This is a genomic window from Candidatus Protofrankia californiensis (assembly GCF_900634765.1).
Taxonomy (GTDB): Bacteria; Actinomycetota; Actinomycetes; order Frankiales; family Frankiaceae; genus Protofrankia; species Protofrankia californiensis.
The window spans coordinates 23,952-35,532 of the sequence record NZ_CAAAFT010000256.1; the positions used below are offsets into that span (position 1 = coordinate 23,952).

At 66.0% G+C, this 11,581-nt stretch carries 13 protein-coding genes; 7 read left to right on the forward strand and 6 right to left on the reverse strand.

What is annotated here, in order from left to right:
* Positions 1–88 precede the first annotated feature (88 nt).
* The 4 genes from DD1DGNOD_RS13955 (at position 89) to DD1DGNOD_RS13970 (ending at position 3,048) form a co-directional block, all read left to right on the forward strand.
* The gene (locus tag DD1DGNOD_RS13955) at positions 89–319 is read left to right on the forward strand and encodes a hypothetical protein (RefSeq protein WP_131770343.1); all 231 of its coding nucleotides are present in this window, start codon (positions 89–91) and stop codon (positions 317–319) included.
* Entirely contained in the window at positions 306–608 is a 303-nt protein-coding gene (locus tag DD1DGNOD_RS13960) for a type II toxin-antitoxin system PemK/MazF family toxin (RefSeq protein WP_131770344.1), read from the forward strand. Before DD1DGNOD_RS13955 ends, DD1DGNOD_RS13960 begins: the two co-directional genes overlap by 14 nt.
* Positions 609–1,177: 569 nt before the next feature.
* Positions 1,178–2,683, forward strand: a complete 1,506-nt coding sequence (locus tag DD1DGNOD_RS13965; protein ID WP_131766848.1) for an alpha,alpha-trehalose-phosphate synthase (UDP-forming) — start codon at positions 1,178–1,180, stop codon at positions 2,681–2,683.
* A gap of 170 nt (positions 2,684–2,853) precedes the next feature.
* Positions 2,854–3,048 (forward strand): hypothetical protein, encoded by a 195-nt coding sequence (locus tag DD1DGNOD_RS13970; RefSeq protein ID WP_131766815.1) that lies wholly within the window; start codon positions 2,854–2,856, stop codon positions 3,046–3,048.
* 139 nt (positions 3,049–3,187) lie between these two features.
* Here the strand turns inward: DD1DGNOD_RS13970 and DD1DGNOD_RS13975 are convergent, their stop codons facing one another.
* From DD1DGNOD_RS13975 to DD1DGNOD_RS13995, 5 genes are all read right to left on the reverse strand, one after another.
* The gene (locus DD1DGNOD_RS13975; RefSeq protein ID WP_131766816.1) at positions 3,188–3,715 is read right to left on the reverse strand and encodes a SixA phosphatase family protein; all 528 of its coding nucleotides are present in this window, start codon (positions 3,713–3,715) and stop codon (positions 3,188–3,190) included.
* 340 nt (positions 3,716–4,055) lie between these two features.
* The gene (locus DD1DGNOD_RS13980; RefSeq protein WP_131766817.1) at positions 4,056–4,424 is read right to left on the reverse strand and encodes a WhiB family transcriptional regulator; all 369 of its coding nucleotides are present in this window, start codon (positions 4,422–4,424) and stop codon (positions 4,056–4,058) included.
* 630 nt (positions 4,425–5,054) lie between these two features.
* Entirely contained in the window at positions 5,055–5,702 is a 648-nt protein-coding gene (locus DD1DGNOD_RS13985) for a C40 family peptidase (protein ID WP_165034971.1), read from the reverse strand.
* A 301-nt stretch (positions 5,703–6,003) separates the two neighbouring features.
* Entirely contained in the window at positions 6,004–6,411 is a 408-nt protein-coding gene (locus tag DD1DGNOD_RS13990; protein WP_131770345.1) for a rhodanese-like domain-containing protein, read from the reverse strand.
* Positions 6,408–7,034 carry a cysteine dioxygenase gene (locus DD1DGNOD_RS13995; protein WP_241255709.1) on the reverse strand — a complete coding sequence of 209 codons (627 nt, stop codon included), beginning with the start codon at positions 7,032–7,034 and terminating at the stop codon, positions 6,408–6,410. Before DD1DGNOD_RS13995 ends, DD1DGNOD_RS13990 begins: the two co-directional genes overlap by 4 nt.
* Positions 7,035–7,808: 774 nt before the next feature.
* Between DD1DGNOD_RS13995 and DD1DGNOD_RS14000 the strand changes: the two genes are divergently transcribed.
* The 3 genes from DD1DGNOD_RS14000 (at position 7,809) to DD1DGNOD_RS27035 (ending at position 10,421) form a co-directional block, all read left to right on the forward strand.
* Positions 7,809–9,329 carry a SulP family inorganic anion transporter gene (locus DD1DGNOD_RS14000; RefSeq protein ID WP_206443162.1) on the forward strand — a complete coding sequence of 507 codons (1,521 nt, stop codon included), beginning with the start codon at positions 7,809–7,811 and terminating at the stop codon, positions 9,327–9,329.
* 214 nt (positions 9,330–9,543) lie between these two features.
* Positions 9,544–9,978 carry a VOC family protein gene (locus tag DD1DGNOD_RS14005; RefSeq protein WP_131766851.1) on the forward strand — a complete coding sequence of 145 codons (435 nt, stop codon included), beginning with the start codon at positions 9,544–9,546 and terminating at the stop codon, positions 9,976–9,978.
* Between the two features lie 89 nt (positions 9,979–10,067).
* Positions 10,068–10,421, forward strand: a complete 354-nt coding sequence (locus DD1DGNOD_RS27035; protein WP_165034972.1) for a hypothetical protein — start codon at positions 10,068–10,070, stop codon at positions 10,419–10,421.
* Between the two features lie 567 nt (positions 10,422–10,988).
* Here the strand turns inward: DD1DGNOD_RS27035 and DD1DGNOD_RS14010 are convergent.
* The coding region (locus tag DD1DGNOD_RS14010) for a methyltransferase domain-containing protein (protein WP_131770352.1) at positions 10,989–11,581 on the reverse strand (593 nt) is incomplete at its 5' end.

Here is an 11,581-nt window from a genome sequence, read left to right on the forward strand (position 1 = left end):
GCTCTGTACCCGTGCGCCAGGACGGAGCATGCGGGGCCCTGGCCGGTCTCGCAGCAACCGTGTGATGGTCCGCCGTATGGTGTGTGGCATGCCGAACCTGAACGTGTCCGTGCGGGCCGCGACCCTCGAGCAGGCCCGCGCCGCGGCCGCCGTCGCCGGGATGACGCTGTCGGCGTGGGTGGACAAGACGCTGGCCGAGTCGATCTGGACCGCCCGGTTCGCCCGTCAGCAGCAGCGCAACGCCGCCCTGGGTGTCACCCCGGACTACCTGGCGGCCGAGTACGCCCGGCTGGAGGACCTGCGGCGTGCGGCAGGGTGAGGTGTGGGCGCGCGCTGACGCCCCCGCCTACGCCTTGATCGTCTCTGCCGACATGTACAACAACGCCGGCACCGGACGGGTGATCGTCTGTCCGGTCATCCCCGGCGACCCGCTGCCGCACGACGACTACGCCGCCGACGCCGGCATCACCGACCCGCTCCCCGGCACTGTGCTGCCCGAGCTGGTCGCCTGGGTGCCGGCCGCGGGCCTGTCCCACCGTCTCGGCCCGATCCCCGAAGACGCGTGGCGGCGCGTCGACCAGATCCTGCGCCGCATCCTGGGCCACTGATCGACAGAATCTGATCGTGTTGAGCTAACGATCGATCGACCGTCATGATCAGTTGTGATCGCACCGGAACGCTGACCGGACTCCTCCATGGGTGTCGTCGTCCGTGGCCGTGGGTTCCCTCGCCTGTGGATGGGCCTCGTCGTCCGCCGCAGGGCCGTTGAGGATCAGTTGGGGACCAACCGGACATACCCGGCCCGTGTATGGGTGAATGCCGGCAAGAGGTATATATTTTCCGTGAGCGGCTGCCCGCTGTCGGTTGTCGACGTGTCACAGGTGAAGGTCCGGGTAACAAGTCCGCATGTTCCCTGCAACCCGATGCATCCCTTAGCGGGCCTTACTAAAGTCCGAATCATCCAGAAAGACCGAAGGTGAAGCGATCATGTTTTCGTCGCGCAGTCGGAGGTCCGCAGGAACGTTAGCGCGTGGAAGCTCACGGGCCCGACGGCGATCCGGTGCCACTGCCATGTGCGACTAGAGGGTCAGGGATGGCGCGATTATGGTTTTTCCGCGCCACCGAGGCCCCCTCCGTGGATCACTAAGGAGGCCCCACCACCGTGCCGGCTACCGCCATGCTCAACCTGCCGCTGGTACTGCTGTCCAACCGCGGCCCGGCGAGCTTCGACCGTGATGCTTCCGGACGCACCGTTACCCGTGGGGCGGGGGGGCTGGTGTCAGCCCTGTCCGGCCTTGCCGAACACCTTGACGACGCCGTCTGGGTGTGCGGGGCGTCGACCGAAGAGGACGCCGTGGTCGCCAGCGAAGCGCAGGGCAGTTCGATCCTCGTCCAGACCTCTCCATACCCCCATGTCGTCGAGGACGAACCCGACGGCCCCTCGATCCGGGTCCGGCTGGTCACCACCGACCCGGCTGCCTACGCGGACTTCTACAGCGTCTGGTCGAACCCGATCCTGTGGTTCGTCCAGCACGGGCTCTACGGCCGGGCGCTGTCGCCCGTCATCACCCAGGCCGAGCACGACGCGTTCGACAACGGCTACGCGGCGGTCAACCGCGTGTATGCGGACGCGGTCGTGGACGAGGTCCGCGCCCGCGGCGGCAAGGTACTGGTCCTGTTGCAGGACTACCACTTCTACCTGGTGGCCGAGCGGGTCCGCGAGCTGTGCCCGGACGTCGTGCTCACCCACTTCATACACATCCCATGGCCGAGCCCGGACGAGTGGCGGGTGCTGCCGGCCGGCATCCGCGAACGGCTGCTTCAGGGTCTGCTGGGCAGCGACGTCGTCGGATTCCACACCCGGCGCTACGCGCGTCACTTCGTCCTGTGCGCCCAGGAGCTGCTCGGCCTGGAGGTCGACCTGGACAACCTGCTGGTGCATGTTGGTGACCGGATTGTCCGGGCTCGCTACTACCCGATCTCCGTGGACACGGGCGCTCTGGAGGCGACGCTTGGTACCGAGGAGGTCGCCGGACACGTTGCCATGCTGCGTTACGGCTTCCTCGACGGGGACCGGCGGCTCATCCTGCGGGTGGACCGCACCGATCCGAGCAAGAACGTCGTGCGTGGATTCCTGGCCTTCGGCACGCTGCTCGACCAGCATCCGGAACTCGTCGGGAAGGTGAGCTTTCTCGCCCTGCTCCAGCCGAGCCGTACCGACGTGCCCGAGTACGCCGACTACATCGCGCTGATCGGTGCGGTGGTTGCGGAGATCAACGCCCGGCATACCAAGGACGGCCAGCAGCCCATCGACCTGCGGATGGTCGAGGACTTCGCGCTTGCCGTAGCCGCTTACTCGATCTGTGATGTGATCATGGTTAACGCCCTGGCGGACGGCATGAATCTCGTGACCAAGGAGGTTGCGGTGGTCAACCGCCGTGGCGGTGTGCTGGCTTTGTCGGAGACCGCCGGAGTCTACGAGGAGCTCGGGGAGTACGCGGTCGCACTGCATCCCTTCGACGTCCAGCAGATGGCGGACGCCCTGTACGAGGCTCTGACCATGCCGCTGGAAGAGCGGCAACGGCGGCTGGCCGCGGCGGCCGAACAGGTACGCACGCACGACGTGGGGCGCTGGCTCAGCGACCAGTTGGACGACCTCTCCCAGCTCGCCGGCTACCTCTGACCGTCACGCCGCCGGCGGGATTCTGCCGTGGTTCACGGGTAGTCTCAAACGGCGGTGGCGGTTACCGCTCAGTGCTCGGGGATATAGGCCCTCCGGCAGCGCGAAAGGATCATGATCGCGCTGCCTCCGGCCCTCTGGTTGGCTGGTTATTGATTGGATGGGGAGCGGACGTGGCGAGTTCCGGCGGTCACCACAAGGCGAACAAGGGTTCGTGGACCGCGGTTTTTCTGATCATCGCGGGGTTCACGATCGGTGTCTTCGCCCTCATCCTGGATTCGGTGCCCCTGTGGATCGGAACCGGTGTGGCCCTGATCGTCGGCATGATCACCGCTGTGACCTCCCAGATCATGGAACAGGCATACTGAGCCCCGATCGCGGGAAACATGATCACGCCTGCCTGGGTGGACCGGGCAGGCGTCGCCACAGCCCATGGTGATCCTGCAGCGCGCAGCGGCAGGACGTACCGTCTTCCGTCGCTGTGACGACCGTCTCTTACCGGTCGCGTCAGTGACTGCTGGAGCCGGCCAGTGAGCGTGGGGTGACGAACGAGACCAGCCGGGTCGTGCTTGGCCCCAGTTCCGCCCAGCGGCCCACAGCCAGATCTTCCACGGCCAGTGCCGCAGTGGGGAACGTGGGCAGGCGTGAGCGCTCACCGACCGGGAGCAGACCGGCGGCAAGGGCGTGGATACCCGGGTTGTGACCGACCAGCAGGACGGTGGGGACGCCGTCATCCAGTTCCCGGAGGCGGTCGAGCAGGTCCGACACGTCGGCGAGATAAAGCCGATCCTCGGTCAGCACCGGGACGGACGCCGGGAGCGCCCCGGCAATCTGCTCGACGGTTTCGCGGGTCCTACGAGCGGAGGAGCACAGAACCAGATCGGGGGCGAGTCGATCGGCTGTCAGGTGTTCGGCGATGAGGCGACAGGAGGCCCGGCCGCGCGGTGACAGCGGGCGGTCGGCGTCCGGCGTGGCACCGTCGGCCCAGTCGGACTTGCCGTGACGCAGCAGCAACAGGCGACGTGGTGGCCTCACCGGGCGACCTGTGGGAGAGCAGCAGACACCCGGACGCCGCGATCGGGCGCGGGACGAGGCGACACGCAACTCCTCCTCGGACGGCGACGACACGCAGCCTGCCCATCTCGGACCGGGGCGTCAATGGTTCTTTTCTACGCCCGCCGCGGGCCGCCTGCCTCATCCGGTGGCGCCTCACCGGCATGGGAAGCCTCACTCACCCGCGTGGGAAGTCCCATCCGGTGGTGCTGTGCCGGTCATCGCTGTGCCGGTCACGGCGCCGGGCGAGGCGTCCGCTCACATCAAGGAGCGGTGCCTCACCCGAGGTGATTGCAGGTCTCCGAGGGCAGAGCCGACAGGATCAACCGGCTGCGTACGTGGAAAGCAGGAGGCGATCAGCAAAGGCTAGAGCGTCGTCCGGGCTGAGTCGGCCGCGGGGAACCATGGAATTCCGCTCGTCCGAAGTAAGCCCCCCCCACACGCCGTGTTCCTCCTGGCGAAATAAGGCGGTGGCAAGACAAGCCCGCCGCACGGGGCAACCCGCGCATACGTTCCGCGCCCGGCTTTCCGCGGCCGCCCGCGCCTTGGTGTTACGTCCGTCCGGAGGAAAGAACGCGTCGGGATCCCCGTCCCGGCAGGCGGCTTCCTGACGCCAGTATGCGGGCCATCCAGCACCGTAGGGCTGCGGCGGGAGGTCGCGTCCGGGCAGGACCGGTACTCCGGCGCTCATGAGGTTCTGCCAGTATCGGCGCACAATCCGGATCGATGATCGCAAACGGTCGCGCTACCTGTGGGCAGCGACCGCAGGTGACTCAGCATGCTGTCTCCTGGAGGACGTCACATGTGGCGGACATAACAATGAGGAGCGTTGAGTGGATGTGTTCCAAAGCACATCGACTCCTCTGCTCGCGTGGGACCACAACCTTGGGGAGGGACGGAGGCAGGGTTGTCCGGCATGAATTACGCACGCCGCGGACACCCTCTTCGTCGGAAACGAACCCGTCTCGTCTCGTTAACCGAGGAACGTAGACGGCTCTCGACGGGATAGCAAGGGTTTCGGAACGCTCGCGTCCGCGGCTTGTGCAACAAATCCGATCCCGGCCTCGCCGGCCGGCTTGCCGCCAGGAGACCGAAGCGTTGAGTGCACGTACTACCACCCGTAGTAGATGCCCGGTATGTACCAAACCGGGCATCCCGGATCTCTCCGCGTCAACGGGGGGTCGGGTACGGTGCTCCCGGCGATCGCAAGGGTGAGTAGAATCACAGCGATGATCGCCAGAGGTGTAGAGTCTGCGGCCGGAGGGCCAAAGACAACGCGATCATGTTTTCTCGCGCTGCCGAAGGTTTAGGTCCTCCGGTCTCAGACCCTTCCGATGCGATAGTCGTCCGTCCAGATCTCCTGGTACTGGACGTAGGTGCCGGGGTGGCGCGAAACGATCATCTGTCCGTTCCCGGCGTACAGGCCGTCGTGGTACGCCTGTCCCTCTGCGTCGAGAAAGAAGATCACATCTCCTGGACGGGCGTCGGCACGGCTGACCGGCCGCAACGCGGCGAACTGGTCGTAGGTCGTACGGGGGATCGAAAGGCCGATCTGAGCGTACGTGTACTGGATCAGACCGGAGCAGTCGAAGTCGTCCGGTCCGGAGCCACCGTAACGGTAGGGTTTGCCGATCTGCTGCTCGGCGATCGAAATCGCCGCCGCTGCGACCGAGGACGTCTCGCCGGGAGCCGGTGCCTGCGACGCTGACGTGCCGAAAAGCGCATCCCAGGTCAGCGGGCCGACCACGGCATCGACGACCAGACCGGCACCGGCCTGGAAGCTGCGGACACCGCTCTCGGTCTGCGGACCGAAATCCCCGTCGGTGAGGATCCCCAGCTGGCTTTGGAGCTGCGCCACCGCGTCGCCCTGGCTTCCCAGGCTCAGCAGCTCGCCGGAGAACTCCTGCGCGACCGGTTGGATCGTTGCGGACGCCTGCGCCGTCGAGGTGTCCAGGATCGCGTTGGTCACGACAGGCGCGGAACTTGCGGGGGTTGCCGCGGCTTCGTCTGCCCTGGCCGGATGAGGCGTCAGAGCCACCGCAACGGCGACAGCACAGGAAACTGCAGTGATCGTGGGTGAGACCGTACGGCTCGAGATGGACATGCCATCGCCCCTCTGCCGCCGTTCCGGGCAGGTGGGACCCGGGTCCCGTCCGCGCGTGTGGCCGACACGGGGATGCGGACGGGCTTCGGCGGTCACCCCCGTTACTCACCGTGATAGTGAGCACCCTTACGCTAAGAGATAGGCCAAGAACTTTCAGTAATGTTAGTTACTGAAGGTGACGATCTTTGTCACTGAAAGCGATCGTCGGAAGACCGCATCGCTCCCACGCACGGAAGCCGCCGACAACGTCAGTGGCGTGGCGCAGGCCGAGATCCTGAAGGGAGGCGGCCGCGAGGCTGGAGGTGTACCCCTCCGAGCACACGATGATGACCTTGATGTCGTCGCCGGTGACCTGGGGGAAGCGCGCGTCGCAGGTGGGATCCATCCGCCATTCCAGGACGTTGCGTTCGATGATCAGTGCGTCGGGGATCTCGCCCTCGGTGCTGCGCTGGGCCGCGGGACGGATGTCGACCAGGAGCGCCCCGGCTGCCGCTGCCGCGGCCGCCGCGTGCGGGTCGAGACGGTCGAGGCGGGCGCGGGCGTGGGCGAGCACCGCATCGATACGGCTGCTCATAGCCGTCCTCCGCCCACGGCGACAGCTCCTGCTCCGCCACCGCCGACCGTGCCGTCGCCGATCAGGTTGCCGCCGGCCGCGACGGTCCCGACCAGGTCACCGTCGATCAGATTTTCGATCATGAAGTCGTCGACTGCCTGATCGACGGTGTCCGGTGCGTACCGCATCGGCACTTCCGGGGGAGAGTACGCATGGATGGTCGTGGCTGGCTCGGTCCCCGCATTCCCTACCTTGTGGATGTGGCTCCGGCCGAACGTGACCGATGTTCCCTGCTCATGATGCCTAGACCCGCGTGGTCGCCAGTCCTGGTTGCAGATGATCTCCCTGACGCGGCCCTGGGCGACGGTCAGCGCGCCGAGCGCGCCACCATGATCATGCGTACGGGTGTACTGACCTGGGCACCAGCTGATCATCCACACCTCGACCGATCCGGACAGTACGAGACGGGTGTACCAGCGGTTGACCGGGTCATGACGCACGATCGCCGTCCATATCTCGGCCGCGGCGCTCAGGGATCGGGTCAACTCGTCCAGAATATGCGGCGCCACGGTTTCGTTTTCGTCCTGAAGAAGAAAATCGGGTACCAAGGTGGTGCCCGCAAGTCGTGGATGAATGAGTGGCATGGCTGGCTCCATGTCAGTACGGGCCGCAGGCAGGGATCATGTCTTTTCGTGCCGCCGCGGGTTGTAGGAGATCGTCGGGTCGACGATGATGCGATTACGCCCTTCTGACACTCCCGGTGGAAAAGCGGCCGGCGCAACGGACGAGCTCGCCCGATGCGCCGCCAAACGCGCGGCGGGATCCAGGCGGGCGGTCAGACAGGTAGGTAGGAGGTAGGTAGGCGGGCGGCACAAGGCGTGGCCGGTGAGGTGATACCGCCGGAACCGGTGTTGTGGCGCCGGTCGGTGGTTGTCAGCGCACCATGTGCAGGCCACACCTGCCGGTACACGCCGCGCTGGTCACAAGAGCGAGATCGGTCACTCGGTCGCTGTGCAGCAGAACACGGCGGGATGCCATGCTTGGAACTGTACAACTGATCTGACACCCAAATCCCCGTTTACCCAGGGTGGTACCTCGCCCGCGATGGCCGCCGCCGTTCCCGACACCGTCCTGGCCGGCCGCTGCATACCCCGGGGGTTCCGGCGGTGGTTGCCTTTCATGACGTATGATCGTTATACGGGTTCGGTGCTCTCCTTGCTGTGACGTACCGCTCCTGGAGCACGGCACCCGATGCCCGGGATGCCACCGGGTGTTCCTTGCCGAAACCCCGCTTACCGCTGATTGCTGCTGGAACGAGTGATCCGCAGGTGGCCGCCGTGGCCCCTGCGCTCCCGCGCGCGCCCTCACCGGGGCGTGCCCCGAGCACGACAGGTTCCCCTTCCTTGCAGAGCCCGACCATGCCCCCGTTGCCTCCGCTGCCTCCCTTGTCCCTATTGCCATCATTTGCCCGGGTACGCGGCTTCCGCCCGGCCTGGCTGTCGCCGAGGACGGCCCGCACCGAGATTCTGGCTGGCCTGGTGGTAGCTCTTGCGCTGATTCCCGAGGCCATCTCCTTCTCCGTGATAGCCGGGGTCGACCCCGGTATCGCCCTGTCCACCTGCTTCACCATGGCTGTAGTGATCTCTGTCGCCGGCGGTCGTCCCGCAATGATCTCTGCCGCCACCGGTGCCATCGCCTTGGTCGTCGCCCCGATCTCCCGTGAGCACGGTCTGGGCTATCTGATCGCCACCGTGATCCTCGGCGGGATCTGTCAGGTCGTCCTGGGAGCACTCGGGGTGGCCAGGTTGATGCGCTTCGTCCCCCGATCGGTAATGGTCGGTTTTGTCAACGCCCTAGCCATTTTGATCTTTTTCGCTCAGACGACCGAGCTACGAGGCGTCCCCTGGCCGGTCTATCCGCTGCTAGCTGGCGCACTGGTGCTCCTGGTCGGCCTCCCACGCCTCACCACGGCCATACCAGCGCCGCTGGTGTCGATCGTGGTGTTGACCGCGTTCACCATCAGCGCCGGCATCACCGTTCCCACGGTCGGCGACAAGGGCGCGCTGCCTTCCTCCCTGCCCACTCCGGGTCTGCCCGATGTGCCCTTCACCTGGGACACCGTGTCCCTGATCGCCCCCTACGCGGTCGGCTTCGCCCTTGTGGGGCTGATGGAGTCGCTGATGACCGCCAAGTTCGTCGATGAGCTCACCGACACGCATTCCAACAAGACCCGCGAGTCGGTCGGCCAGGGCATCGCCAACATCGTCACAGGCTTCTTCGGCGGCATGGGAGGCTGTGCGATGATCGGTCAGACAATGGTCAACGTCAGGAGCGGGGCACGTACCCGGCTGTCGACGCTCCTCGCCGGGGTGTTCCTGATGGTGCTGTGTGTCGTGTTCGGCCCCGTCGTCTCCGACATCCCGATGGCCGTGCTGGTGGCAGTGATGATCTTGATCTCGGTCGCCACGTTCGACTGGCACAGTATCCGGCCTGCCACCCTCAGACGCATGCCCCTGGGTGAGACCGCCGTAATGGCCGCCACCGTGGCCGCGGTGGTCGCCACCCACGATCTCGCCATCGGTGTCGTCGTCGGCACCCTCATCGCCATGGTCATCTTTGCCCGTCGCGTCGCCCATCTCGTCGAGGTCTCACCGGTCACCGATCCCGACGGCGGCAAGATCGTCTACGCTGTCACCGGCGAGTTGTTCTTCGCCTCCAGCAACGACCTCGTCCGGCAGTTCGACTATCCCAACGACCCTGACCATGTGGTCATCGACCTCACTGATGCCCACATCTGGGACGCCTCGTCCGTCGCGGCTCTGGACGCCGTCACGACGAAGTACGCCGCCCGAGGCAAGAAGGTGGAAATCATCGGCCTTAACCGGCCCAGCGCCGAAATGCACGGCAACCTCTCAGGCACACTGACCGCGAACCCCTAGAGCGTCGGGCAAGCAGCGCAGATCTGTTGCGGCGGGTACGTCATTTCGTGTCCGGAACTATGATCACGGTCGACCGGTCGTGGTTGAAGGCAAGGCTGGTGCAGGGTCGTCCCGTGGCCCACGGCTGACCGAATCCGCTGTCGTCGATCCGCCAGGACTGTAGGCCGTAAGCATCCAACTTCCGCCTGATCATGTGGTGAAGTACCTTCCGGTCATGGAGCAGCGGGTCAGCTTGATCACACTGGGCGTCGGCGACGTACGGCGCGCTCGGGCGTTTTATGAACGGTTGGGCTGGCAGGGCCAGGAGGTCGAGGAGACCGTGTTCTTTCAGACCGGCGGCATCGTGCTGGTCCTCTGGGGACGTGACAAGCTCGCGCGCGACTGCGGCATCACCGAGGGGCAGGCAGGTGGCTTCAGCGGCGTCGCCCTCGCGCACAACGTCCGCTCCAAGGCGGCGGTCGACGACGTCATCGCGGCTGCCGAACGGGCGGGGGCCACGGTCACCCGCCCTCCGGCCGAAACGTTCTACGGCGGCTATGCGGGGGTCTTCACCGACCTCGACGGCCACGCCTGGGAGATTGCGCATAACCCCGGTTTCCCGCTCGCGGCAGACGGTTCGATCACCGTCCCCGGCCTCAGCAACCCATAACTTGTGCTTCTGGGCTGGCGGCTTGACGGCAGACGTCTGCTGCGGCTCCGGATAGATGTCACGGGGATGCGAACGGAGACGGGCTCGGGTTGCGCGACGGTGTTCTGGTCGGAGTTCCCGACGGTGTCGCGAATGGTGTCCCCTTTGGTGACCGGGTTCCCGACGGTGTCCCGGACGGCGTTCTCCCCGGCGATGCGCAGGGCGTTGTCGAGGAGGCGTCCGGCGCAGGCGTGGATGGCGTGGTCAGCGCCTTGGACGGCGGCGTCGCGGACGGCAGCCTGGACGGTACCGCGGACGGCGTCTTGGATGGAGTTCTGGACGGAGTGGCGGATATCGACTGGCATGGCCCGGCCGTCGCCGACACGGAAGGATCGGTCTTCGGCGTGGGCGGCAGCTTCTTGACCTTCTTGGTCGCATACTTCGGCGCGGACTTCACCTGCTGAACATTCTGGATCCGGATACCGTGAACCTCGCCTCTCAGGTTCAGGGTCACGACGTTCTGCTCGGTCGTCATGTCGGACGTACCGTCCAGCAAGAAGCGGAGCTTATCCGCAACATGGATGCCGTACAGGCTGTCCCTTGCCTTGCCGAGGACCGTCCGCCGGACAACGAGCAGGGTACCGTCCGCAGGAGCTTGAATTTTTTTCGACTCGGACGCCTCGACGGAGAAAGTCCCCAGCGGGGTCACGATCTGCCGTGAAGCATTTACGATGATGGTCCCGTCGCCGGACAGTGTGAACTCGATCGGGAGAAGCGGTGGATGGTATTTGCCCTCCAGGTCGCAGCCGAGGAGGACCAGGGCCAGCACGAGAGCCGACACGATCATTTTCCCAGGACCGAACGACCGATGCATGACCCGCCCCCGTGGCGTCAAAATTCGACCACCATCCCCGATGGTCCTCACGGAGGCTACAGTGCGTGGGCGGCGGAGCCGATGTATCTGTAAGGAATGCGTCACCAAGATTCTTGGAAGTCCGGGCCGACACCGCATTCCGACGGTGGACGCAGTCTCAGGAGGGCTTGCGGGCTTCGATCAGGAACCGCGTCGTGTGCGCGACAAAGGGGCCGTCGACCTGGATACGATCGTGCAGAGCCTTGAGCTGTGGCCGGTAGCGGGCGACGGTGAACCCCGGAACCATCCAGATCACTTTGCGTAGAAAATAGATCACCGCGCCGACGTCGAAGAACTCGGTGCGCAACGACTCCGTCCGCAAGTCGACCACTTCCAACCCGGCGGCTTCGGCCGAAGCCCTGGCCCTGTCGGGGTGACGCCTGTGTCGCACCTCGAGCGGCTGCGCTCCAAGGAAGTACTCGACCAGTTCGAACACGCTCGCTGGGCCGACCTGCTGGGAGAAGTACACCCCGCCCGGCCGCAGCACCCGGGCGATCTCCTCCCACCAGGTGGTCACCGGATGCCGGCTGGCCACCAGATCGAAGGTGTTTTCGGCGAAAGGGAGCGGCGGCGCGTCGCCGGCAGCCACGACCGCCACCCCCCGCGGACGCAGCAGGGCGGCAGCTTTCGCGATGTTCGGCGGCCAGGACTCGGTGGCCACCGTCAGCGCCGTCAGCCTCGACACACCGGCCAGGGCCTCGGCCAGGACCT

Bases quoted from the DNA above. Each gene is read 5' to 3' on its own strand.
- DD1DGNOD_RS13955 (WP_131770343.1), top strand. From the start codon at position 89: ATGCCGAACCTGAACGTGTCCGTGCGGGCCGCGACCCTCGAGCAGGCC.
- DD1DGNOD_RS13965 (WP_131766848.1), top strand. From the start codon at position 1,178: ATGCTCAACCTGCCGCTGGTACTGCTGTCCAACCGCGGCCCGGCGAGC.
- DD1DGNOD_RS13980 (WP_131766817.1), bottom strand. From the start codon at position 4,424: ATGAGCGCCGGAGTACCGGTCCTGCCCGGACGCGACCTCCCGCCGCAG.
- DD1DGNOD_RS13990 (WP_131770345.1), bottom strand. From the start codon at position 6,411: ATGAGCAGCCGTATCGATGCGGTGCTCGCCCACGCCCGCGCCCGCCTC.
- DD1DGNOD_RS13995 (WP_241255709.1), bottom strand. From the start codon at position 7,034: ATGCCACTCATTCATCCACGACTTGCGGGCACCACCTTGGTACCCGAT.
- DD1DGNOD_RS14000 (WP_206443162.1), top strand. From the start codon at position 7,809: ATGCCCCCGTTGCCTCCGCTGCCTCCCTTGTCCCTATTGCCATCATTT.
- DD1DGNOD_RS14005 (WP_131766851.1), top strand. From the start codon at position 9,544: ATGGAGCAGCGGGTCAGCTTGATCACACTGGGCGTCGGCGACGTACGG.